20 protein-coding genes and 1 tRNA gene are annotated in these 23,374 nt (G+C 49.3%); 19 read left to right on the plus strand and 2 right to left on the minus strand.

The features are described 5' to 3' along the window. Nucleotides 1-51 precede the first annotated feature (51 nt). The gene (locus tag M2277_RS26470) at nt 52-480 is read right to left on the minus strand and encodes an EamA family transporter (RefSeq protein ID WP_006208775.1); all 429 of its coding nucleotides are present in this window, start codon (nt 478-480) and stop codon (nt 52-54) included. A gap of 126 nt (nt 481-606) precedes the next feature. Between M2277_RS26470 and M2277_RS26475 the strand changes: the two genes are divergently transcribed. Beyond that, entirely contained in the window at nt 607-1,074 is a 468-nt protein-coding gene (locus M2277_RS26475; RefSeq protein ID WP_006208776.1) for an acetyltransferase, read from the plus strand. Nucleotides 1,075-1,423: 349 nt separating this feature from the next. Here M2277_RS26475 and M2277_RS26480 read toward each other — a convergent pair. Then, a tRNA-Arg gene (locus tag M2277_RS26480) sits at nt 1,424-1,497 on the minus strand. 360 nt (nt 1,498-1,857) lie between these two features. Between M2277_RS26480 and M2277_RS26485 the strand changes: the two genes are divergently transcribed. The 18 genes from M2277_RS26485 to M2277_RS26570 all read left to right on the plus strand — a co-directional run bounded on the left by M2277_RS26485 (nt 1,858) and on the right by M2277_RS26570 (nt 23,216). After that, nucleotides 1,858-2,700, plus strand: a complete 843-nt coding sequence (locus M2277_RS26485) for a hypothetical protein (RefSeq protein ID WP_006208777.1) — start codon at nt 1,858-1,860, stop codon at nt 2,698-2,700. Between the two features lie 146 nt (nt 2,701-2,846). Then, on the plus strand, nt 2,847-4,175 hold the full coding sequence (gene tig, locus M2277_RS26490; RefSeq protein WP_006208778.1) for a trigger factor: 1,329 nt from the start codon (nt 2,847-2,849) through the stop codon (nt 4,173-4,175). 275 nt (nt 4,176-4,450) lie between these two features. Continuing rightward, complete coding sequence (gene clpP, locus M2277_RS26495) at nt 4,451-5,041, plus strand: ATP-dependent Clp endopeptidase proteolytic subunit ClpP (RefSeq protein WP_006208779.1); 591 nt, start codon at nt 4,451-4,453, stop codon at nt 5,039-5,041. A gap of 14 nt (nt 5,042-5,055) precedes the next feature. Continuing rightward, complete coding sequence (gene clpX / locus M2277_RS26500) at nt 5,056-6,321, plus strand: ATP-dependent protease ATP-binding subunit ClpX (RefSeq protein WP_006208780.1); 1,266 nt, start codon at nt 5,056-5,058, stop codon at nt 6,319-6,321. A 114-nt stretch (nt 6,322-6,435) separates the two neighbouring features. Then, on the plus strand, nt 6,436-7,545 hold the full coding sequence (gene ispG, locus M2277_RS26505) for a flavodoxin-dependent (E)-4-hydroxy-3-methylbut-2-enyl-diphosphate synthase (protein ID WP_006208781.1): 1,110 nt from the start codon (nt 6,436-6,438) through the stop codon (nt 7,543-7,545). Between the two features lie 259 nt (nt 7,546-7,804). Further along, nucleotides 7,805-9,514, plus strand: coding sequence for an ATP-dependent protease LonB (gene lonB, locus M2277_RS26510; RefSeq protein WP_481857790.1), 1,710 nt, complete (start codon nt 7,805-7,807; stop codon nt 9,512-9,514). An 84-nt stretch (nt 9,515-9,598) separates the two neighbouring features. Beyond that, nucleotides 9,599-11,935, plus strand: coding sequence for an endopeptidase La (gene lon, locus M2277_RS26515; protein ID WP_280756033.1), 2,337 nt, complete (start codon nt 9,599-9,601; stop codon nt 11,933-11,935). A gap of 17 nt (nt 11,936-11,952) precedes the next feature. Beyond that, complete coding sequence (yihA, locus tag M2277_RS26520; RefSeq protein WP_063478859.1) at nt 11,953-12,597, plus strand: ribosome biogenesis GTP-binding protein YihA/YsxC; 645 nt, start codon at nt 11,953-11,955, stop codon at nt 12,595-12,597. A gap of 214 nt (nt 12,598-12,811) precedes the next feature. Next, nucleotides 12,812-13,402 carry a hypothetical protein gene (locus tag M2277_RS26525; protein WP_006208785.1) on the plus strand — a complete coding sequence of 197 codons (591 nt, stop codon included), beginning with the start codon at nt 12,812-12,814 and terminating at the stop codon, nt 13,400-13,402. Nucleotides 13,403-13,759: 357 nt separating this feature from the next. Continuing rightward, nucleotides 13,760-14,158 (plus strand): adenosylmethionine decarboxylase, encoded by a 399-nt coding sequence (speD, locus tag M2277_RS26530; RefSeq protein WP_006208786.1) that lies wholly within the window; start codon nt 13,760-13,762, stop codon nt 14,156-14,158. Nucleotides 14,159-14,495: 337 nt separating this feature from the next. After that, a complete protein-coding gene (gene hemA, locus M2277_RS26535) occupies nt 14,496-15,902 on the plus strand; it encodes a glutamyl-tRNA reductase (RefSeq protein ID WP_036641382.1) in 1,407 nt (468 codons plus the stop codon). Nucleotides 15,903-15,920: 18 nt separating this feature from the next. After that, nucleotides 15,921-16,751: a cytochrome c biogenesis protein CcsA gene (ccsA, locus tag M2277_RS26540; protein ID WP_036641385.1), complete on the plus strand. Its 831-nt coding sequence runs from the start codon at nt 15,921-15,923 to the stop codon at nt 16,749-16,751. Nucleotides 16,752-16,758: 7 nt separating this feature from the next. Beyond that, complete coding sequence (locus tag M2277_RS26545) at nt 16,759-17,415, plus strand: precorrin-2 dehydrogenase/sirohydrochlorin ferrochelatase family protein (protein ID WP_063478860.1); 657 nt, start codon at nt 16,759-16,761, stop codon at nt 17,413-17,415. 2 nt (nt 17,416-17,417) lie between these two features. Further along, nucleotides 17,418-18,374, plus strand: coding sequence for a hydroxymethylbilane synthase (hemC, locus tag M2277_RS26550; RefSeq protein WP_036641390.1), 957 nt, complete (start codon nt 17,418-17,420; stop codon nt 18,372-18,374). Between the two features lie 4 nt (nt 18,375-18,378). Next, nucleotides 18,379-19,935 carry a uroporphyrinogen-III C-methyltransferase gene (gene cobA, locus M2277_RS26555; protein WP_280756034.1) on the plus strand — a complete coding sequence of 519 codons (1,557 nt, stop codon included), beginning with the start codon at nt 18,379-18,381 and terminating at the stop codon, nt 19,933-19,935. A gap of 51 nt (nt 19,936-19,986) precedes the next feature. After that, nucleotides 19,987-20,988, plus strand: coding sequence for a porphobilinogen synthase (hemB, locus tag M2277_RS26560; protein ID WP_006208792.1), 1,002 nt, complete (start codon nt 19,987-19,989; stop codon nt 20,986-20,988). Nucleotides 20,989-21,021: 33 nt separating this feature from the next. Beyond that, entirely contained in the window at nt 21,022-22,317 is a 1,296-nt protein-coding gene (gene hemL, locus M2277_RS26565; protein WP_280756035.1) for a glutamate-1-semialdehyde 2,1-aminomutase, read from the plus strand. Beyond that, entirely contained in the window at nt 22,314-23,216 is a 903-nt protein-coding gene (locus M2277_RS26570; protein WP_280756036.1) for an RluA family pseudouridine synthase, read from the plus strand. Before hemL ends, M2277_RS26570 begins: the two co-directional genes overlap by 4 nt. Nucleotides 23,217-23,374 lie beyond the last annotated feature (158 nt).

Genomic DNA, 23,374 nt, shown 5'->3' on the forward strand with positions numbered 1-23,374 from the left:
AATAGGTTGTAACTATGAGTGGATCATGAGATAAACCGCTGATCAGCGGCTTTATTTTACGGCAACGAGCAGGGCACCAACAGCAATGAGTGCGACGCCGATCACGTTAATCCAGGATATTTTCTCTCCAAGAAACAAAAAGGCAAGAATCACGGCGATGACCACGCTTAATTTATCGATGGGCCCGACCTGCGATACCTTACCGTATTTCAGTGCCAAAAAATAAAACAGCCAGGACATGGCTCCTGCAATTCCGCTTAGCACAATGAAGCTTAAGGCTTTCTTCTGCACGAGGATTTCCCCGAGCTCGGAAAATTTGCCCTGAACGGCCACCACGCCCAGCAGGAACAGTGCCATGATGACAGATCGAATGGCAGTGGCTGAATTGGCATCGATATTTTGCAGCCCGATTTTGCCGAAAATAGCGACAAGTGCAGCGGTGGCCGCCGACAGCAGTGCGTACATAAGCCATAATGGCATCCTATATCCCTCCTGAACGATAAAGACCTGAATACTATTAAGGATTTCTATATAATAGTATGGAGTGATTTGTACAATATCATTACATTTACCTAGTGATTTTCCTGAGAAGGGGTTGAATTTCGGATGACGGGTCATATTGTTGCTTATAAAGAAGAATATCATGATCAATTAGTGGAGCTGTGGCATCGCGCTGTGTGCAGCACGCATGATTTCCTGACAGAGGAGGATCTCCGTTTTTATTATAAAATGGTGAAAAATGGAGCACTTCGAGCTGTGGAGTTATGGGTGTGCTTGAACAAGGATTTCAAGCCCGTTGGATTTATGGGCCTGGACGGCTCGAAAATCGAAATGTTGTTTGTGGATCCACAGCATCATGGGCGAGGAGCGGGGAGCCAATTGATTCGGCATGCCGAATCGTTGAAGGGGGATAAACTTACTGTCGATGTAAATGAACAGAACGCCGGAGCCCACGCTTTTTACAAAAAATACGGTTTTGTGCAGACGGGCCGCTCGGAACTGGATGGTGCAGGCAAGCCGTATCCACTGATTCATATGGAGCTGGGTCGCCATAACGGACTCAGAAGCCGCTAATATGGTGAAAAAGCTCTAACAGATATGCTAACGGACCTGAGGGCCGTTATAAACGCCAAAAGAGGGTGATTTGCCTGTTAAATTGCTAAATAACGGCTGTGGTGTCCGCTAAATTTTAAAACGGGACGTTTTTTCTGAAATAACGCTCCTGGTGTCCGTTCAAGTTGTGATTGTGGCCTATGGAGTTCATATGCGGACTGTGTCCCAGAAGGGATGCGGTCTTGAAGCCCGGCTGCGAAGTAACCCCTCCTGAAGCGTAAGCTAAGGCGAACCCGATTCCGGGTTCATCGTCCCTTCTGGAATACGCAAAGAAGCAGCCACGATGATAAGTGGCTGCTTCTTCATTTTACGTCCCAGAAGGGATTCGAACCCCTGACCGACGGCTTAGAAGGCCGTTGCTCTATCCAGCTGAGCTACTGGGACACAGAAATTTTTCAAGCAAAAAATATATTATCACATGCATTGGGGAAATTCAACAATTATTTTAAGTTGCGAACATTTTTGAATCTGCCAGATTATTAGTGTGTCATTCCGGGTTATATTGATAAGACATAAGATGGATTTCAATAAAGGCGTCGGCGGAATGTTTCAGAACGGCAGGAAAGTGCTTAGACCGCGCTCTTTTTTTAACTTGGCAGTACATATGCTATAATCAACGAATATGAAAAACAGGAATAGAAAGGAGGTGTCCTTATCAAGGACTCTTACTCCCAAGAACATGAGGATAAGAACATCATCCTGTTTCCGAAGACGCTGGATTATTACCAGATTCAGCTTACGGTTATGCTCGAGAACGAACGTTACGGTGAAGCGATGGAAGTTTTGCGTTTTCTGCTGAGATGCGGCGGACAGAATGAACGGCATTATGAAGAGTGGCATTCGCTCCTCGAATGGCTTGAAGCTGCGTTTCCAGAACAGGCTGTACCTCGTTCGGTTGATTCCGATGCAGATATCGAAGAGGATGATCCAGACGAAGCGGAAATGGCGAGGCAGATGGTTAAGGAAAAAGTTGCTCAGGATGCCGGATATGCCGACAAGCTGCTCGCTTCCGTTATGAACGGACCGTTGACCGAACAGACCATTCTGGCACTGGAACAGCTCGCCTATCTGGATCGTCCGGAGATTGATGCTGTTTTGGTTGAGTGGCTGCAGGATACGCCGCTTCATCCCCTGCTGCAATTTCGAGTGCTGCAAACACTCCGAAGAAGGGGCATGGAGGGAAATGTAAGCCTTCATCGGGGACAGGAAGCCGTAGAGATTGAGATCGACACGGTGCCGCTGGACCCGGGGAGTTTTCCGCTTGCCATAACGAGAATATTGGAGCGAGTTGCAGATCAGACGGAAATTCATGAACCGACTTTGTTTTATTTTGCACAAGAACTATGGTCCCAGTTCATAATGGCCATTTACGGTACCGAAGATTACCATTCCATGCTGGATGAAGAAGAATCTACGCTTGACATATGGGCGGCCGCACTCCATGACATTGTATCGGAGAGTTTGAAGGGGTTTCGGAATGAGGAGGAAATCCGCCCGCTCTACGGTATAACGGACACCATGCGGTTCCGCTATGAGGGAGCCTACCGATCTCTCAAGCAATTTGTGGCAGCGGGTGTGGAAGAATAGCCATAGCCTGGAAAACGTTTACGGTATCGTAGCATAAGGGTTCGCCCTTGAAAAAGGATTTAATGTTGTTTATACTATAGTGGTTATTCGGTACGTGATACATTATTGCGCCGACCACGTGAATTATTTTGGAGGGGAAAGCATAAATGAAAGCAACTTGGGAAAAAATAGAGAAGAACCTTGGCGTTCTTGACGTTGAGGTTGATGCGGATCGCGTTGCATCCGCCCTCGACAAAGCTTTTAATAAAGTAGCTAAAAAAGCAAATGTACCTGGATTCCGTAAAGGTAAAGTGCCTCGCCCGATTTTTGAAGCTCGTTATGGCGTAGAGAGCTTGTACCAGGATGCAATCGACATCTTGCTTCCAGAAGCATACAGCGAAGCTGTAGATCAAGCGGATATTTTCCCTGTAGATCGTCCGGAAGTGGACATCGAGCAATTCGCTAAAGGTGAAACTTTCAAGTTCAAAGCTAGAGTAACAGTGAAACCTGAAGTTAAACTGGGTGATTACAAAGGTGTTGAAGTAGCTGCTGTAGCCGCTGAAGTTTCTGAAGAGGAACTGAACGAAGAGCTCGAGCGTCTGCAACAACGTCATGCTGAGCTTGCTGTAATCGATGAAGGCGCGTCTGTATCCGGTGATATCGTAGTGATCGATTTCGACGGTTCCGTTGACGGTGTGCCTTTTGAAGGTGGACAAGCTGAGCGTTATTCCCTTGAACTCGGAAGCAACTCCTTCATTCCAGGCTTTGAAGATCAAGTCATTGGTATGGCTACTGGAGATTTCAAAGACGTGGAAGTTACGTTCCCAGAGAACTACCATGCAGCTGAGTTAGCTAACAAGCAAGCTGTCTTCAAAGTGAAAGTACACGAAATCAAGCGCAAACAGCTTCCTGAGCTGGATGATGAATTCGCTAAAGACGTTAGTGAATTTGATACCCTTGATGAGTACAAGGAAGATCTGAAGAAACAATTGCTGACTCGCAAAGAGCAAGAAGCACAAGGCGTTCGCGAGAACGAAGCTGTTGAAAAAGCAGCGGCTAATGCTGAAATTGAAATTCCAGACGCTATGATCCAATCCGAAGTTCAAAACATGATGCGCGATTTCGACAACCGTCTTCGTCAACAAGGCATGAACCTGGAAATGTTCCTTAGCTTCTCCGGCCAAAGCAGTGACGATCTGGAAGGACAAATGAAAGAAGACGCTGAAAAACGCGTTCGCAACAACCTCGTGCTGGAGCAAATCGCAAAAGAAGAGAAGCTCGAAGTAACGGAAGAGGAAATCAACAAAGAGCTGGAAAATATGGCTGATACGTACAAACGTTCCGCTGAAGAAATCCGCAGCATCCTTGGTGCTAACGGTTCCCTTGACAGCCTTCGTGAAGAATTGCTTCTTCGCAAAACGATCGACTTCTTGCTGGAAAACAGTGTAGAAGGCGCTCCTGTGGAGAAAAAAGAAGAAACTGCAACTGAAGAATAATAAAAAGGCAGCTGCGAAAAGCTGCCCTCACATTCGATAAGGCACGTACATTTCATGCGTGCCTTATTTTTACCTAACAATAGCCAATTTAATACTAATTATGACATGAATTGGTTATTAATTTCGACATACATAATGAGACAAGTTGGCAGGATATAATTCTTGGGAAGTTCATAGAATGTAAACAGGGTTAAAAAATGACATCGTGCTGCGAACATGTTAGAATAACTTTTGTAACACTGCCGTATATTTTTCAAGGAAAAGAGGTTGGTCGCATGAGTCTTGTACCTATGGTTGTTGAGCAAACTAGTCGAGGCGAAAGATCTTACGATATCTACTCAAGATTACTGAAGGATCGCATTATATTCCTCAGCAGTGCGATAGATGACGATGTTGCCAATCTTGTTATTGCCCAGCTGCTGTTTTTGGCTGCGGAAGATCCGGAAAAGGACATCTCTTTGTACATCAATTCTCCTGGCGGTTCGGTTACAGCCGGGATGGGTATATATGATACGATGCAGTTGATTAAGCCTGATGTGTCAACCATTTGCGTAGGTATGGCCGCCAGTATGGGATCGCTGCTGCTTACTGCCGGAGCACCAGGCAAACGCTATGCTCTCGAGAACAGTGAAGTCATGATACATCAACCGCTCGGGGGTATTCAGGGTCAGGCATCCGATATCCAAATCCATGCAGATTGGATCATCAAGACCAGACATAAGCTGAATCAAATCTATGTGGAGCGCACGGGTCAGCCCCTTGAAAAAATCGAACGCGATACAGACCGCGACTTTTTCATGAGCGCGGAGGAAGCGAAGGCGTACGGTATTATTGACGATGTTCTGTCTTCACCGACCAAATCTTAAGGGGTGGTAATAGCATGTTTAAATTTAACGATGACAAAGGGCAGCTAAAATGCTCCTTCTGCGGTAAATCCCAGGAGCAGGTCCGCAAACTGGTTGCGGGGCCCGGTGTTTATATATGTGACGAGTGTATTGACTTGTGCTCCGAGATTGTAGAGGAAGAACTCGGACATGAGGAAGAAGTGGATCTGAAGGATATTCCGAAGCCACGTGATATTCGTGACATTCTGGATCAATACGTAATCGGACAGGATCAAGCGAAGAAATCCCTTTCGGTTGCTGTCTACAACCACTATAAGCGCATCAACACCCAGAACAAGATTGAGGATGTTGAATTGCAAAAGAGTAACATTTTGCTGCTTGGACCTACAGGTTCCGGTAAAACATTGCTTGCACAAACGATGGCTAAAATTCTCAATGTTCCGTTTGCTATTGCGGACGCAACTTCACTGACAGAAGCCGGTTATGTAGGTGAAGATGTAGAGAACATTCTGCTGAAGCTGATCCAGGCAGCAGACTATGATGTGGAAAAAGCAGAACGCGGCATTATCTATATTGATGAAATCGATAAAGTAGCCCGCAAATCGGAGAACCCGTCCATTACGCGTGACGTATCCGGTGAAGGTGTTCAACAAGCCTTGCTGAAAATTCTTGAAGGTACCGTTGCTTCTGTTCCACCGCAAGGAGGACGCAAGCATCCGCATCAGGAATTCATTCAGATCGATACAACGAACATTTTGTTCATCTGTGGCGGTGCATTTGACGGTCTGGAGCAGTATATCAAACGCCGGATCGGCAAGAAGGTCATCGGTTTCAATGCCTCCGGAGAGAGCCAAAAGGATCTTAAGCCAGGTGAATACCTGACCATGGTTCTGCCGGAAGACTTGCTCAAATTCGGTTTGATTCCGGAATTTGTTGGCCGTCTGCCTGTAGTCTCCACTTTGGAGCCGCTGGATGAGGCAACGCTGGTACGCATTCTGTCCGAGCCGAAAAACGCGCTCACGAAACAGTACCAAAAGCTGCTTGAATTTGACAATGTCAACCTCAAGTTTGAGCCAGGTGCTCTAGAAGCGATTGCCCGCGAGGCAATTAAGCGGAATACCGGTGCACGCGGATTGCGTTCGATCATTGAAGGCATTATGCTGGATGTTATGTACGAAGTGCCGTCCAGAGATGACATCAAGGATTGCGTCATCACGGAGCAGGTTGTTCGCGATAAAGTGATTCCTGAGCTGCAGAGCAAGGGAAGCGAAGATGACAAGAAACAAGAAGAAAGTGCTTAATACGCCATAGCGTATTAGGCGTGGAATAAATCTACGCTGATTCTCCACTTCCAGTTATGTCCAGTCGGGCTTTGCTGGAGTGGAGCTTTGGCGTTATATGGGAGAGATCGTACCATGTTTTTGAGACAAGACACACGGCCCGTCAGGGTGGGGAACCTCACCATTGGGGGAAAGAACGAAGTCATTATTCAAAGCATGTGCACCACCAAGACCGCAGATGTGGAGGCAACCGTTGCCGAGATTTTGCGTCTGGAAGAAGCAGGTTGTCAGGTCGTTCGGGTAACGGTAAACAATGAAGAAGCTGCCGCTGCTATAAAAGAAATCAAGAAACGCATTCATATTCCGCTTGTGGCGGATATTCATTTTAACTACAAACTTGCCTTGATGGCTATCGAGAATGGTATTGATAAGGTTCGGATCAATCCGGGCAACATCGGCAAGCGTGAGAAAGTCGAAGCTGTCGTGAAGGCTTGTAAGGAGAAGGGGATTCCGATTCGGATCGGGGTTAACGCCGGTTCCTTGGAGAATCATCTTATCGAAAAATACGGGTATCCTACGCCGGAAGCTATGGTGGAAAGCGCCTTGTATCATATCGGGATACTGGAAGAACTGGATTTCCACGATATCATCGTTTCGCTTAAAGCATCTGACGTACCGATGGCTATCGCGGCGTATACGAAGGCTGCCGAAGTTATTCCATATCCGCTTCATCTGGGAATTACCGAAGCCGGGACGCTGTTCTCCGGTACGGTGAAGAGCGCTGCCGGTCTCGGAGCGCTGTTGTCCCTGGGAATCGGCAGCACGATGCGTATTTCCTTGAGTGCTGATCCCGTGGAAGAGATCAAAGTGGGCCGGGAGCTTCTAAAATCATTCGGCCTCATCTCGGATGCGGCAACCTTGGTATCTTGCCCGACTTGCGGACGGCTGGATATCGACTTGTTCTCCATTGCCAATGAGGTAGAGGAATACATCTCGAAGATCAAAGTGCCGATTAAAGTTTCCGTTCTGGGATGCGCAGTCAATGGACCTGGTGAGGCTAGAGAAGCCGACATCGGTATTGCCGGCGCGCGTGGCGAGGGCCTGCTCTTCCGTTATGGGGAGATGATACGTAAAGTTCCAGAAGCCACCATGGTGGAGGAGCTTAAGAAGGAAATCGACAATATCGTGAAGGTGTACGAGGAAACCGGCGAAATCCCGGGCCGCAAGCACAAATCCACGGTTTAAGCTTAATAACTTGGTTTTTATAACGTTATAATTGCACTTTTTAAAAGCGGCAGTCTCTTGAATTCAAGAGACTGCCGCTTTTCTGTTTAGCAGGATGTCATACACCGCAGCAGCGGGGCGCCTTCCCAACAATGTCATGACTTTTTCGCTATCCGCGTTTTACCATTCGAGGAATCGGCAATACTACCATGTATTAACGATTCGATGAAGACATAATGGAGTACAGGAGGAATGACTTGTGAACTTAAGTATTGTGATAATGCTGGTGCAGCTGTTTTTTGCAGTCATCATCGGCATTTATTTTTGGAATTTATTGCGCGGACAGAAAACAAGCAAGTCGGCGGTGGATCGGGAATCGCGTAAGGAACTTGATAAACTCCGCAAACTGCGGTCCATATCGTTAACAAAACCGCTGGCTGAGAAAACAAGACCGCAAACCATGGATGACATCGTGGGGCAAAAGGACGGCTTGCGAGCCCTAAAGGCTGCTCTCTGCAGCGCCAATCCGCAGCATGTTATTGTATACGGCCCGCCAGGGGTAGGCAAAACAGCCGCTGCTCGTGTAGTGATGGAGGAAGCGAAGAAGAATCCGCAATCTCCGTTTAAATATGACGCCAAGTTCACGGAAATTGATGCAACAACGGCCCGGTTCGATGAACGCGGCATAGCTGACCCGCTCATCGGGTCTGTTCATGATCCGATTTACCAAGGTGCGGGAGCCATGGGGGTTGCAGGCATTCCTCAGCCGAAGCCGGGAGCGGTGACCAAGGCACACGGAGGAATCCTCTTTATTGATGAAATTGGGGAATTGCATCCGATCCAGATGAATAAGCTTTTAAAAGTGCTGGAGGACCGCAAGGTGCTGCTGGAAAGTGCATATTATAATTCTGAGGATGCCAACACACCTGCTTATATTCACGACATTTTTCAAAACGGCCTGCCGGCCGACTTCCGTCTGGTGGGTGCAACGACACGTTCACCGGAAGAGATTGCTCCTGCACTTCGCTCGCGCTGCATGGAGATTTTTTTTCGACCGCTTTTGCCTGAAGAGATTGGAAGGATTGCAGAGGATGCTATTCAGAAGATTGGGCTGAATTCGGCACCAGAAGCGGTAGAAGTGGTGAAGCAGTACTGTTCCAACGGCCGGGAAGCGGTCAATATGATTCAATTGGCTGCTGGCCTGGCGCTGACCGAAAAAAGAGATTCGCTTCGTGCAGCGGACGTGGAATGGGTCGCCAGCAGCAGTCAGCTTCAGCCTCGTCCGGATCGAAAAATACCGGAGAAGCCGCAGGTTGGCGTTGTTAACGGATTAGCTGTATACGGCCCTAATATGGGGGCGCTGCTTGAAATTGAAGTATCTGCGGTTCCTGTTGAGAAGGGACGGGGTACCTACAATATCACCGGGGTTGTGGATGAAGAGGAATTTGGCGGAGGCTCGCGGAAGCTGCGTCGTAAGAGCATGGCCAAGGGATCGATCGAGAATGTGTTAACAGTCCTGGGCTCTATGGGTTTTACACCTAAGAACTATGATCTGCATATCAACTTTCCTGGGGGAACGCCGATTGACGGACCTTCCGCGGGTATTGCGATGGCTGCGGCGATTGTATCGGCTATCAAAGGAATTGAGGTTGATAATAAGGTCGCAATGACCGGCGAGATGAGCATTCATGGAAAGGTGAAGCCAATTGGCGGGGTCATCGCCAAAGTGGAGGCGGCATTCCAGGCAGGTGCTACCCGTGTAATCATTCCCAAAGACAATTGGCAAACGTTGTTCCAAGATTTAAGTGGCGGTTTACGGGTAATTCCTGTAGAATCGGTGGACGAAGTATTCGCCCACATTTTTGGCGGATCGTTCGCTCCGGAGGTTGTACAGCTCCCCGGAAACGAAGTGTTTCCAGCCTCTTCAGCTTCATTGCTGCAGGCAACGCCTCCGCGCAACGGGAAAGTCACGGACGCTGGAGGATGTTAAGTTTCACTTTGTTGGTTTTTTATACGCAGATTTGATAAAATAGGAATAGTGTCAACATTGAGAGCCGTTGGAGGTGCGAAAGCGATGGGACCCAGTAAATCCAAAGGTCGTCGTTTTCCTTTACTGCCTTTAAGAGGTCTTCTTGTCTATCCGAGCATGGTGCTTCACTTGGATGTAGGACGGGAGAAATCGGTAAAGGCTTTAGAAAAGGCGATGGTTGAAGACAATTTGATTCTCCTATGTTCTCAATCGGAAGTGAACATTGAAGAACCGACGCAAGAGGATATTTATCGGATAGGCACAGTTGCGAATGTACGCCAGATGCTTAAGCTTCCTAACGGTACCATACGTGTGCTTGTGGAAGGTATGGAACGGGCGGAGGTTATTGAATATACGGATCAAGAGGAATACTATGAGGTCATGGCTCGCGAGCTGCCTGAAGAGGAGAACCATGACCCTGAAGTTTCCGCATTAATGCGAACCGTACTGTCTCAGTTTGAGAATTATATCAATCTGTCCAAGAAGGTGACACCAGAGACATTGGCGGCCGTTTCCGATATTGACGAGCCAGGTCGTCTGGCAGACGTGATTACGAGTCATTTGTCGCTGAAGATCAAGGATAAGCAAGAAATTCTCGAAACCATTGATGTTCGCAAACGGCTCGAGAAGCTTCTAGACATATTGAACAATGAGCGTGAAGTGCTGGAATTGGAACGCAAGATCAACCAGCGGGTCAAGAAGCAAATGGAGAAGACCCAGAAGGAATACTACTTGCGCGAACAGATGAAGGCCATTCAGAAAGAGCTTGGCGACAAGGAAGGCCGTACCGGGGAGGTAGAGGAGCTCCGAAGTCAGCTTCAGGAGCTTGAGCTTCCGGAACGTGTGCATGAGAAGGTAGAGAAGGAAATCGACCGTCTCGAGAAAATGCCGGCAAGCTCTGCCGAAGGCGGCGTTATCCGAAACTACGTCGATTGGCTGCTGGCGCTGCCTTGGAGCAGTAAGACCGAAGACGATCTGGATATCGTCAAAGCAGAACAAGTGCTGGATGAGGATCATTACGGTCTCGAGAAGCCGAAGGAACGCGTGCTGGAATACTTGGCGGTTCAGAAGCTGGTGAAGAAGATGAAGGGGCCGATTCTATGTTTGGTTGGCCCTCCAGGCGTCGGTAAAACATCGCTAGCCCGGTCCATCGCCCGCTCACTGGAGCGCAAGTTTGTACGTGTCTCCTTAGGTGGCGTGAGAGACGAGGCCGAAATCCGCGGACACCGGCGCACCTATGTAGGGGCTATGCCAGGACGTATCATTCAAGGAATGAAAACAGCGGGTTCGATGAATCCGGTGTTCCTGCTTGATGAAATTGATAAGATGGCTTCCGATTTCCGGGGCGATCCATCTTCAGCACTGCTTGAGGTGCTCGATCCGGAGCAGAACAACACATTCAGCGATCATTTCGTGGAAATTCCGTTTGATCTGTCCAACGTCATGTTTGTTACGACGGCGAACGTGCTTCATAACATTCCCAGACCGCTCCTTGACCGTATGGAAGTGCTGTACATTCCAGGATATACGGAGCTGGAGAAGCTGCAGATTGCGAACCGTTATTTGCTGCCTAAACAAAAGAGCGAGCATGGGCTTGAAGCAGAACAGCTGATACTGGACGAGGAAGCTCTGATGAAGGTGATTCGGGAATATACCCGTGAATCCGGAGTCCGCAATTTGGAGCAGCAAGTGGCAGCGCTGTGCCGTAAGGCAGCCAAACAGATTGTGACCCATGCATCGGAATCCATTGAGATTAAGGCTGAAGATATCAAGGAATATCTCGGAATTCCGAAGTTTCGCTATGGCATGGCCGAGCTTGAGGATCAAGTGGGCACGGTCACGGGGCTTGCGTGGACGGAAGTGGGCGGCGAGACGCTGACCATTGAAGTTACGGTGGTGCCTGGAACCGGCAAGCTGACCCTGACGGGTAAACTTGGTGATGTGATGAAGGAATCGGCTCAGGCTGCCTTCAGTTTTACTCGCTCGAAGGCGGTGGAGCTGGGTATTGATCCGGATTTCCACGAGAAACTCGATGTTCATATCCATATCCCGGAAGGAGCCATTCCGAAGGATGGTCCATCAGCCGGAATTACGATTGCCACGGCTCTTATTTCATCTTTAACCAAACGGCATGTAGCCCGCGATGTGGCCATGACGGGGGAAATTACACTTCGGGGACGCGTTCTTCCGATTGGTGGCTTGAAAGAGAAATCTCTGGCAGCCCACCGTGCCGGCTACAAAAAAATATTACTCCCTAAGGATAACGAACGTGACTTGCGTGATATACCTGACAGCGTGAAGAACGACGTTGAGTTCGTTCCGGTATCCCATATGGATCAGGTTCTGGAGCATGCGCTCGTTGAACAAGCGGGAGTGCACTAGAGAGGAAAGTCTAAATTATGAAAGTTACGAAAGCCGATTTTGTCATCAGTGCTGTCGTACCTGCCCAATATCCTGAAGACGCCTTGCCGGAAATTGCTCTGGCAGGGCGTTCCAACGTGGGCAAGTCATCACTGATTAACCGTATGATAGCTCGTAAAAATCTGGCGCGTACCAGCTCTACGCCCGGCAAAACGCAGCAGCTCAACTATTATCGGGTGAATGATGACCTGTATCTGGTCGATTTTCCCGGCTATGGGTATGCGAAGGTGTCCAAAACGCAGCGTGCCGCCTTTGGCGAAATGATTGAGCGGTATTTGCTTAACCGGGAAGAGCTGAAGCTTGTCCTGTTGATTGTGGACATGCGTCACCCGCCGTCAAAAGATGATATCAGCATGTATGAATGGCTGCAGCATTACAACCGTCCGGTATGTGTGGTTGCAACCAAAGCGGATAAAATCCCGAAAACACGCCGTCAGAAGCATGTGAAAATCGTTAAGGATACACTGGGCTTTAAGCCCTATCATTCATTCGTGATGTTTTCATCTGAGCTCGGACTGGGTAAAGATGAGTTATGGGCTATTATGGAGTCTCATATGGGGACTCAGCACGAAGAGGAAGAGTTATCCCTTGATTCGGGAACTGAAGGCAATGAACAAGCCTGATCCCGTTTGTTTGATGATGTTTTTTTCAAGGGTGATATAGGGAATCGGTGCATTCTTTACAGGAAAGTGAGCATCTTGTGGGAAATGTCAGTCTGATTCCGGCTAATTCCGTTTTTTTATGAAATATGATGGATATTCTCATTCGGACGGCAGGAAAGACCGCCTGGGTCTGCTGTATAATGGTAGTAAGTTAAAAGAATTGAGGGAGATTTTTATGGCTCAGCGGTTAGCCACAGAATATGTTAATGCCACAATGCAAATGACGGATGTTCAAATGGATCAATTTCTGCAGTATACCCAAGCTTTCCGGGTTACGAACCGGGTAAAAGTCATGGATAGCGGAGAGCAGGAGTTTGTGCTCGAAGATGAAAGCGGGGAAGAAGTTCATTTGCCCTTTGAACGCAAGAATGGCTTGTACGTCTGTGAGCTGTCGTGCCGATTGGTCACTCCTCACCTGACAAATGCCGTACGCAAACTGTTTGCGGCTTTTAAAGGATCAGGCAGAGTGAATCGGATTTATCGCGGTTTTACGATGAGCTACGACTACCACGCTGGAACGGTGCACAGAATTACGCAGATTGCCGGAAGCGACAGCATTGTTATTTATGAGTACAAGAATACGGCAGGCGAGTTGCAGCGTCTCTTCAACAGCAATGAAGCAGAGAAAGAGATTGAATCCATCCAGTACCATATCAACGTGCTTTTGGACCAGCGGATTGCAGCAGGGAATGATAAACATATTACTCAGACTATAGATGAACGGCTGCGACGGTTTAATCAACGGTTATTTGTGCTAGAAGCCTAGGGAAGGCTGCCCGTAAGGGGCGGCTTTTTTTATGCGCTTTTTTAAATGTATACATTTGTTTCTTGTATGTTTATGAATATAAATGATGATAAGATCCATTTGGTCGTTCTCTGGCACCAAGTTGTGCAGACACACATATATTGAGCTGTAAAATATTTATGGGTTAATTTTAAAAAAGGTGTTGCAATTAAACGTCATAGATGTTATTTTTAATCTCGTTGAAAAGAATATAGGAACCAGGATTCACTCAGGACATGTAATGTTGCGAGAGATTATTCCCTCGGGAAGTGAATGACGTAGGTCCTAGCGGATGAAATTTTTCAAACATTTTATTCCTAGGAAGGGGGAAACCGGAAGATGGAATACTCAACTTTCGGAAGACACGTTGCTGTTGATACTTGGGGAGTCGATTTTGAACTATTGAACAGTGCAGAATTTTTACAAGCTCAGATGGTGGAAGCCGCTGAAGCATGTGGAGCAACGGTATTGTCCGTCCAATCCAAGCAGTTTGAACCACAAGGTGCTACTGTGCTGGTGTTGCTGTCGGAAAGCCATCTCTCGATTCACACTTACCCTGAGAGAGGTTTTGCTGCGATTGACTGTTATACCTGCGGGGAGACAGTAGATCCGCAGTTAGCTATTGACTATCTGGTATCCGCTTTGAAACCTGAAAAATGCTATGCTAAGAAACTCGTGCGCGGACTCGGCGAAATGACTGTCGAAACGCCAGAGATGAAACAGGCTGAGCTCGTTTAATTAGCCTCTTAAAAAATGTGTATACTGATAACCATGGATGTTTCCATGGTTATTTATTTTGAAGAGACGAGTAAGCGTGACAACAAACGAAACGTATTCCTCTGAAAGCCGCTTTCGAAGAAATTACACGTATATATCAAGTGTTCTCTATCCACAATAGTAAGGTATTACGGAACAGTTAAGAATGTTTATGAATGGAATGATGAAGTATGGGGATTTCATAAACATTTCATAAAATAGACAAGAGTGCTCAGCATACTGTGATATAATGAACAGGGTCAAGACAGTCCGTTGTGAACGGCAAAACTACTCGGAGAAATAGGCAGGTGAACATGCAATGCACATCGTCGTTGTTGGGTTGAACTATCGCACGGCGCCTGTGGAGGTCAGAGAACGCTTTACATTCTCGGATGAAGACATGCCTGAGGCGTTACAGCAGCTTAATTCGACCAAGAGCGTATTGGAGGGCGTCATTGTCGCTACCTGCAACCGTACTGAGATTTATGTTGTGGTAGACCGCCTTCATATGTGCGGCTACTTTATCCGCAGCTTCATGGAACAGTGGTTCGGCATTAATCGTGAAGAATTTACACAGCACCTCTATATATATGAAGACGAACAGGCAATTTCCCATCTGTTTAAGGTCACTTGCGGTCTGGATTCCATGGTCATTGGAGAGACGCAAATCCTGGGACAGGTGCGTAATGCTTTTTTGACGTCGCAGAAGAATCAGGCGACCGGTACGTGGTTTAATATGTTATTCAAGCAGGCCGTTACGCTTGGCAAACGTGCTCATTCCGAAACATCGATTGGGGAGAGTGCGGTATCTGTCAGTTATGCTGCGGTTGAGCTGGGCAAACGGATTTTTGGTACATTTAACGATAAAAAAGTGATGATTCTCGGCGCAGGCAAAATGAGCGAGCTCACGGTCAAACATCTATACGCCAACGGAGCTGCAGAAGTGATTGTTGCCAACCGCACGCTCGGCCGTGCGGAGGAGTTAGCCCGCAAGTTCAAAGGCACGCCGTGCACAATTGTCGAGGCTGTAAATTCACTGAATGACGTCGACATTGTGATTAGCTCAACGGGAGCTAATGAATATGTTCTGAATGCGGAGCGGGTTAAAGAGAGCATGAAGAAACGTCAGTCCCGTCCGTTGTTCATGATTGATATTGCGGTTCCCCGGGATATCGATCCGACGGTTGGCGATCTGTCCAACGTATTCTTGTATGACATTGATGATCTGGAAGGCATCGTAGAGACCAACATGGAAATGCGCCGTGTGGAAGCAGCGAAGATTGAAGTGATGATTCAAGAAGAGATGGAGGCATTCCACACATGGCTGAAGACGCTCGGTGTCAGACCGGCGATTCGGGCCTTGCAGGAAAAATCCAATGTTATTCATGAAGAAACGATGGAAAGTTTGTTCAACAAGCTTCCGGAACTGGATGAACGCCAGCGGAAAGTCATTCGTCGGTTGACCAAGAGCATTGTCAACCAGATGATGCATGATCCGATTAACCGGATCAAAGAAATGACGGGCGGCAAGCAGGGCGGAGAAGCACTGGAGTATTTTTCACAAATCTTTGCGCTGGAAAGCCTGATCGAAGAGAAGGAGCAGGAAGCCCGCAGCAACATCAAGAAAGCAGCTGCACCCGTTAAAGCTGAACGGATACCGAATGCTGTAGATCAGCAGGCAGAAGAGAAACCGCTTAAGGTCTCTCTGGCCCCAGCCACCCTTTGAGGAGGGTGAGTTCATCCCATGCTGTTAAATATAATTTATATCACCGGCATTTGTATCTATGCCCTGAGCCTTCTGTTTTATATCTCGGATTGCATTTCACGCAATTCGGTGGCGAAGCGGATAGGCACAGGGCTTCTTGTCATTACAGCACTCTTTCAATCTGCCGGAATCGGCATCCGAGCCATGGAAGGCGGACATCTTCACTTTCCGGTATTTACGCTGTTTGATTTTCTCTTCCTGCTGGCATTCTGCATATCCATTACTTCGATTGCGCTGGCCTACATGAAGCGTTCGGAATTCGCCGTCCTGCTGATGAACCTTGTAGGGTTCAGTGTCATGCTGATCAATCGGTTATGGTTCACGACAGGAGACAACGCCATGTACAGCTGGGAGACGGAGCATCGTCTGCTGCTGGTCCATATCGCCCTGGCGAGTGTCAGCTTTGCTGCATTAACCGTTGGGGCTGTGTTTGCAGCGATTTATATGTTTTTGCATCGGAAGCTGAAGCACAAGCAGTGGAACGATACGATGCGCCGGCTGCCAAGCCTGGAGAAACTGGATATTTACTCGTATAAAGCGCTGATGGCCGGGACAATTATTTTGGTGGCGTCGCTCATTTTAGCGGCGATGTCGGTGGCAATGGCAGGACGCTGGACCTTGTTTCTGGATATCAAGGTACTGTCTACACTGACGGCACTTGCGATGTATATCGTTTATTTTGTTAAACGCCGTTTATGGAGAAGATCGGGCAGGGAAGCGGCCATATGGGCATTAATCGGGTATGGATTTATCATCCTGAACTTTTTTTTGAATGCGTGGTCCGCTTTCCACAGTTGGTCAGGAGTGTGATGGCAGAATGGCGTATGATGAATACGTACCCGTGCTGTTGAATTGCAGAGGACGTTCATGCTTGATTATCGGCGGTGGCAAGGTGGCGGAGCGCAAAGCACTCACCTTGCTTAATGCCGGGGCAAGCGTACATATTGTAAGCCCTGTATTAAGAAGCGAGGCGCTTCAACGCTTAGCCAAGAGCAAGGTTCTTCAATGGACGGACAGAAAGTACAGGCCCAGTGATTTGGACGGGGCTTTTCTGGTTCACGCTGCAACGGATGATTCCCAGCTCAACATGAAGATTGCAGAGGATGCCGACAGTCTTGGAATATTAGCCAATGTAGCCAGTAACGGCGAGGCCGGAACGTTTATTTATCCGACCGTGATGCGTCGGGGACGGCTTACGCTGGCTATATCCACATCGGGAGCGGGGCCGAAGGTTTCACACGATATTCGTGAGCGGCTGGAAGAACAGTTCGGGCCTGAGTATGAGGACTATTTGGATTTGTTATACAGGATGCGTTCGATGATTAGGGAAGAGGTAGAGTCTGCAGAAGTACGCAGGCGGCTGCTCGACAAGGTATATCGCATGGATGTCCTGAGCGAGATTCGCCGCGGAGGTTACGTACCCTGGAATTCGGACAAAATCAAGCTATGGATCGAGAACAATCAGGAGGAATGAAGATGCGCACAATTGTGGTTGGGAGTAGACAAAGTGCCCTCGCACTGACACAGACGGGACAGGTTATCGATGATTTGAAGCGTTTAGCGAAGGAGCACGGTTTGGATTATGACTTTACCGTCAAGAAAATCGTCACCAAAGGCGACCGCATTCTGGATGTCACCCTCTCCAAAGTAGGCGGCAAGGGGTTGTTTGTTAAAGAAATCGAGCAAGCAATGCTGGACGGGGAAATTGATATGGCTGTTCACAGCATGAAGGATATGCCTTCTGTTCTGCCCGAGGGTCTGGTATCCGGCGCGGTGCCGGCAAGAAAGGACCCTCGTGACTGCTTGATCTCCAAGGAAGGAGCGACGCTGGATGACCTGCCTCAAGGTGCCAAGGTGGGGACGAGCAGTCTGCGTCGTTCCAGTCAGCTTAAGGCATACCGCCCGGACCTGCAGATCGATTGGATTAGGGGAAATATCGATTCCCGTATTCGCAAAATGGAGGAAGGCGAATTTCAGGCCATCATTCTGGCGACCGCAGGCCTCCAGCGCATGGGCTGGGAGGACCGGATCACTTCGCATTTGCCGGTTGAAATCAGTCTGCCTGCCGTAGGCCAAGGCGCACTTGGCATTGAATGCCGTGAAAATGACTCGGAGCTCCTGCATCTGTTGTCACTTTATAACGATGAGGTCACCGCAAGAACCGTTGCGGCTGAACGCAAGTTTCTAAGCGAGCTGAACGGTGGATGCCAAGTGCCTATTGGGGCTTATGCCATCCTGAAGAATGTGGACACAGGAGATTCCCGCGGAGAACAAAACGTTATACAATTAACAGGAATGGTAGGTTCTCCTGACGGCGAGATCATATTGAAGGAAAGCGCGGAAGGAACCGACCCTGAATCGCTCGGAGTGGAAGTAGCTGCAAAGCTGAAAGCCAAAGGAGCGGAGAAGATTCTGGCACAAGTTAGGGGCTGAGGGGATGGCAGGTAAGGTTTATCTGGTGGGAGCAGGTCCGGGCGATGCGCGCCTGATTACGATTAAAGGCAAGGAATGTATTGAAAAGGCGGATGTCGTGGTGTATGACCGATTAGCCAGCCCTCGGTTGCTGCGGTGGACGAAGCCCGGGGCGCAGAAGGTTTATGTGGGCAAGCTTCCGGATCGGCATACGATGAAACAGGAGCAAATCAATCAGCTGCTGGTTGATTTTGCTCTGGAAGGCAAGACGGTTGTCCGCTTAAAGGGCGGTGATCCGACCATCTTCGGAAGAGTGGGCGAAGAAGCGGAGCTGTTGTACCGTCATGGCATTTCCTATGAGATCGTGCCGGGAATTACTTCGGCAATCAGTGTGCCGGCTTATGCAGGCATTCCTGTGACACATCGCGATCATGCCTCCTCCTTATCCATCATTACAGGACATGAGAGTCCGGAGAAGCTGGATCGTATGATTCAGTGGGATAAGGTTACCCATGCAACAGGAACTTTGATTTTTATGATGGGCGTGGCCAAGATCGGTTATATCAGCCGTCAGCTGATCAAGCACGGCAGATCGCCGGAAACGCCAGTGGCTCTTATTAGATGGGGAACCCGTGCAGAGCAAGATACGCTGACGGGAACGCTGGCAGACATTGAGGATAAGGTCAAGGCAGTGAATTTTCAGCCGCCTGCCGTTATTGTGGTTGGGGAGGTTGTGCTTCAGCGGGAGCGACTGAAGTGGGCGGAACGACTGCCTCTGTTCGGGAAGCGGATTCTGGTCACAAGGGCTCGAAGCCAGGCCAGCTCATTGGTGTCGCAAATTGAGGATTTGGGCGGAGAACCCTATGAGTTCCCTGTTATCGAAACGGTAATGCCTTCCTCAGATGAAATACTTGCCGGAATTCAACAAGCGCTGGACAAGCTGCCTATGTATGATTGGGTGTTCTTCACCAGCGTCAACGGGGTGGAGTTTTTCTTCCGTCACTTGAAGGAGAATGGGCGGGATATTCGTTCCTTGGCCGCTGCCCGCATCGTTGCGGTTGGTCCGGCTACAGCTGATGCCCTCGGCAATTACGGCATTACAGCCGAGGTGCTCAAGGAGCGTTTTCAGGCGGAAGGCCTTATTGATGCTTACGGCTCTGAGCTCCAGCCAGGTCAGCATGTGCTGCTGCCTCGCGGGGATTTAGGACGCAGGTGGCTGCCGGAGAAGCTGGCGGATATGGGACTGCACGTGACCGAAGCCGTGACCTATGAGAACGTGCTGTGCGGGGAAGACGATGAGGAACTGCTGAAGCTGCTTCAGGAGGGCGGCATCCATGCGGTTACGTTCACCAGTTCTTCTACGGTCACAAATCTGTTCCAGTTGTTGAAGCGAATGGGCGTAGCGCATCCTGCCGACTTGCTGAAACAATCGGCAATTGCTTGCATTGGTCCATTGACTGCTCAGACGGCTGAGGAAGCGGGACTGTCCGTATCGCTTCTTGCCGAAGAAGCGACTGTGGATAGTCTGGTAAGTGCCCTATGTGCCTGGAACGAGGACGATCCACGGCGTGCTTCGCCATAATATTCTTTTTATATACATGAACAAAAGTACATCACTTGGAGGTATTACGCCATGAGTTTTCCAATCGTACGCCATCGCCGGCTGCGTCAAAATGCCGGCATTCGCAGCATGGTTCGCGAGACCGTGCTTCATGCAGAGGATCTGGTTCAGCCGATCTTCGTAACCTACGGAAGCGGCATTAAAAACGAAATTTCGTCGATGCCGGGAGTCTATCATTTTTCTCTGGACACCTTGAAAGAGGAAGTGGATGAAATCGCAGGGTTAGGCATACCTGCCGTGCTTCTGTTCGGTATACCTGAAACCAAGGACAGCGTAGGCACATCCGGTTTTGCGGAAGACGGTATTGTTCAAGAGGCTACTCGTCTCATAAAGGCGTGGTACCCGGATCTTTTGGTCATAGCGGACACCTGCTTATGCGAATTTACCGACCACGGCCACTGCGGCATGGTGCATACCTTCGAACGTGACGGGCACACCTGCGGCGATGTGTTGAATGATGAATCGCTGGAGCTGCTCGTACGAACGGCGGTATCCCAGGCCAAAGCTGGCGCCGACATCATTGCGCCATCCAATATGATGGACGGTTTTGTGCAGGCGATCCGTGCGGGGCTTGATGATGCCGGATTCTATAACGTGCCGATCATGTCCTATTCGGTTAAATACGCCTCGGCCTTTTACGGGCCGTTCCGCGAAGCGGCCGATTCTGCTCCGCAGTTTGGTGACCGGAAGACCTATCAGATGGATCCGGCCAATGTGAGGGAAGCCCTTCGCGAGGCAGAAACGGACGTGCTGGAAGGTGCGGATATGCTGATGGTGAAGCCTGCGATGGCTTATCTGGACGTGGTCAGATTGCTCAGAGACCAGTTCGACCTGCCGATTGTAGCCTACAACGTTAGCGGCGAGTATTCCATGATCAAGGCGGCTGCCCAGCAGGGATGGATCAGTGAGCAGGCGATTGTGATGGAGCTGCTTACAGGAATGAAGCGCGCCGGTGCGGATATTATCATTACGTATTTCTCGAAGGATGCGGCACGCTGGATGCGCAGCCTGTAACCATTAACGATTAAAGAGTAAGGAGTGCATAATATGAGCCAAGATTTTCGGAAAGAAGATTTGTCGCGTTCTGCTTTTGAGGAAGCCAAGCAATATATTCCCGGTGGCGTGAACAGTCCGGTACGTGCGTTTAAGTCTGTGGGTTTAACACCGATTTATATCGAGCGTGGAGAGGGCTGCCGGGTATATGACATTGACGGTAACAGCTTTATCGATTACGTGGGTTCCTGGGGGCCGCTTATTATGGGTCATGCCCATCCTGAGGTCGTTGATGCCCTGCAGGAGACGGCGGCAAAGGGTACAAGCTTCGGTGCTCCGACACTGTTGGAAACCGAGATGGCTAAACTTGTCTGTGAGCGAGTTCCGTCGATCGAGGTTGTACGGATGGTGAACTCCGGTACGGAAGCGACGATGAGCGCTATCCGTCTGGCGCGTGGTTACACTGGACGCAGCAAAATCATCAAATTCGAGGGCTCCTATCACGGTCACGCCGATAGCCTCCTCATCAAAGCCGGATCTGGAATTGCAACCCTCGGCCTGCCTGATAGTCCAGGCGTACCGGAAAGCGTGGCTGTTAGCACGATTGCGGTTCCGTATAACGACCTTGAATCGGTCCAGCTTGCTTTTGAACGGTTTGGCGAAGAGATCGCAGCTGTAATCGTTGAGCCGGTAGCAGGCAATATGGGCGTAGTTCCTCCTCTTCCAGGATTTCTGGAAGGCTTGCGCAAGGTGACCTCCGATTACGGCAGTGTGCTTATTTTTGATGAGGTGATGACGGGATTCCGGGTCGATTTGAATTGTGCTCAGGGACGGTATGGTGTCACACCGGATATGACATGCCTGGGCAAAGTGATCGGCGGCGGCTTGCCCGTCGGTGCTTACGGGGGCAAGCGTGAACTGATGGACCAGATTGCTCCGGCAGGACCAATCTATCAGGCGGGAACGCTGAGCGGAAATCCGCTGGCCATGGCTGCCGGTTACACTACCTTGAAGCTGTTGACGCCGGCAGTCTATGAGCAGCTGGAGGAACGGGGCGCCCGGCTTCAGGCCGGACTCGAGTCCAATGCAAAGGAGTTCGGTATCCCGTTGTCCGTTAATCGGATAGGCTCCATGGTATGTCCTTTCTTTACGAATACGCCAGTGGTGAATTTCGATACGGCCAAGACGAGTGATCTGGATATGTTCCGCCGATATTTTGCGGCCATGGTTCAAGAGGGAGTCAGCGTTCCTCCTTCCCAGTTCGAGGGCATGTTCATTTCGGCAGCCCATACGGTGGAGGATATCGATGCCACCATTGAAGCGAACCGCAGCGCCTTCAAGAGCCTATGAGTTACAAGGGGAACTGGAGTAAAAGGGGCGAATGGCTGGAGCTGACACCTGGCAAGGTGCTGTTGAGCCAGCCGGATCGGGAACAGGCCGCTGCCAAGTGGCTTCTCGAGACGTTCGGAATGCCCGAGAAGCTGTATCGCAAGCTGCGCCATGAGCAAGGGATACAATGGAGAGGGGACCGGCTTCGGCTGGTCCTTTTTCCTTATCGCGATTACGGCATCGAACCGAGATGGCAGGAACTGCACGTATTGCATGAGGATGAGTTCTGTCTCGTCGTGAACAAACCGGCCGGTATGGCCGTCCACCCCGATCAGGAGAGCGAGGAAACAACGCTGAATCATGTTGTAGCCGCTTATTACGAAGCAGAGGGGATTCATACGGCGGTCCGGCATATTCATCGTCTGGATAAGGATACAACCGGTCCTGTGCTGTATGCCAAGAATGAATACGCGCAGCTGAAGCTTGATGAAGCGATGCGAGAGAAGAAAATTGTGCGGATTTATGCTGCTATCGTACAGGGCAGGGTAGGACAGGAGCTTAAAGTGATCGACCTGCCGATCGGCAAGGACCGTTATCACTCAAGCCGCCGTAGAGTGTCATTAACCGGCCAGGCTGCCATAACGCATATTCTCTCCTCTGAAGTATACCCGAGGGCCAGCTTGTTGAATATCAGTCTTGAAACCGGTCGTACGCATCAAATCCGGGTTCACCTTAGTCATATGGGACATCCGCTCCTGGGAGATTCCTTGTATGGGGGACCGGCACTGTTTTCGCGCCAGGCGCTGCATGGTGAACGCTTGCTGTTTCATCATCCTCTAACAGGTGAGAGGGTCGAGGTACAGGCCCCATGGCCTCAGGACATGATGGAATTAAGAGAGTTAATCATAGAGGGATTCTGACGGTAGAGGATTTTGCAAAATCCTGAATAAATCTGTAACTTTCACGCAACAATTCGCAAAAAAGTCATGCTCTCCTGTTTTCGGCATATAGATAAATTGAGTGGCGAAACTTAGGCTCATGCCGTGATAACAGATCACGGATAGTATATGCCAAAAAG

Source organism: Paenibacillus sp. LBL (assembly GCF_029893715.1).
GTDB lineage: Bacteria > Bacillota > Bacilli > Paenibacillales > Paenibacillaceae > Paenibacillus_AQ > Paenibacillus_AQ glucanolyticus.

Bases quoted from the DNA above. Each gene is read 5' to 3' on its own strand.
- M2277_RS26470 (WP_006208775.1), bottom strand. From the start codon at position 480: ATGCCATTATGGCTTATGTACGCACTGCTGTCGGCGGCCACCGCTGCA.
- M2277_RS26475 (WP_006208776.1), top strand. From the start codon at position 607: ATGACGGGTCATATTGTTGCTTATAAAGAAGAATATCATGATCAATTA.
- M2277_RS26485 (WP_006208777.1), top strand. From the start codon at position 1,858: ATGCTCGAGAACGAACGTTACGGTGAAGCGATGGAAGTTTTGCGTTTT.
- tig (WP_006208778.1), top strand. From the start codon at position 2,847: ATGAAAGCAACTTGGGAAAAAATAGAGAAGAACCTTGGCGTTCTTGAC.
- clpP (WP_006208779.1), top strand. From the start codon at position 4,451: ATGAGTCTTGTACCTATGGTTGTTGAGCAAACTAGTCGAGGCGAAAGA.
- clpX (WP_006208780.1), top strand. From the start codon at position 5,056: ATGTTTAAATTTAACGATGACAAAGGGCAGCTAAAATGCTCCTTCTGC.
- ispG (WP_006208781.1), top strand. From the start codon at position 6,436: ATGTTTTTGAGACAAGACACACGGCCCGTCAGGGTGGGGAACCTCACC.
- lonB (WP_481857790.1), top strand. From the start codon at position 7,805: ATGCTGGTGCAGCTGTTTTTTGCAGTCATCATCGGCATTTATTTTTGG.
- lon (WP_280756033.1), top strand. From the start codon at position 9,599: ATGGGACCCAGTAAATCCAAAGGTCGTCGTTTTCCTTTACTGCCTTTA.
- yihA (WP_063478859.1), top strand. From the start codon at position 11,953: ATGAAAGTTACGAAAGCCGATTTTGTCATCAGTGCTGTCGTACCTGCC.
- M2277_RS26525 (WP_006208785.1), top strand. From the start codon at position 12,812: ATGGCTCAGCGGTTAGCCACAGAATATGTTAATGCCACAATGCAAATG.
- speD (WP_006208786.1), top strand. From the start codon at position 13,760: ATGGAATACTCAACTTTCGGAAGACACGTTGCTGTTGATACTTGGGGA.
- hemA (WP_036641382.1), top strand. From the start codon at position 14,496: ATGCACATCGTCGTTGTTGGGTTGAACTATCGCACGGCGCCTGTGGAG.
- ccsA (WP_036641385.1), top strand. From the start codon at position 15,921: ATGCTGTTAAATATAATTTATATCACCGGCATTTGTATCTATGCCCTG.
- M2277_RS26545 (WP_063478860.1), top strand. From the start codon at position 16,759: ATGGCGTATGATGAATACGTACCCGTGCTGTTGAATTGCAGAGGACGT.
- hemC (WP_036641390.1), top strand. From the start codon at position 17,418: ATGCGCACAATTGTGGTTGGGAGTAGACAAAGTGCCCTCGCACTGACA.
- cobA (WP_280756034.1), top strand. From the start codon at position 18,379: ATGGCAGGTAAGGTTTATCTGGTGGGAGCAGGTCCGGGCGATGCGCGC.
- hemB (WP_006208792.1), top strand. From the start codon at position 19,987: ATGAGTTTTCCAATCGTACGCCATCGCCGGCTGCGTCAAAATGCCGGC.
- hemL (WP_280756035.1), top strand. From the start codon at position 21,022: ATGAGCCAAGATTTTCGGAAAGAAGATTTGTCGCGTTCTGCTTTTGAG.
- M2277_RS26570 (WP_280756036.1), top strand. From the start codon at position 22,314: ATGAGTTACAAGGGGAACTGGAGTAAAAGGGGCGAATGGCTGGAGCTG.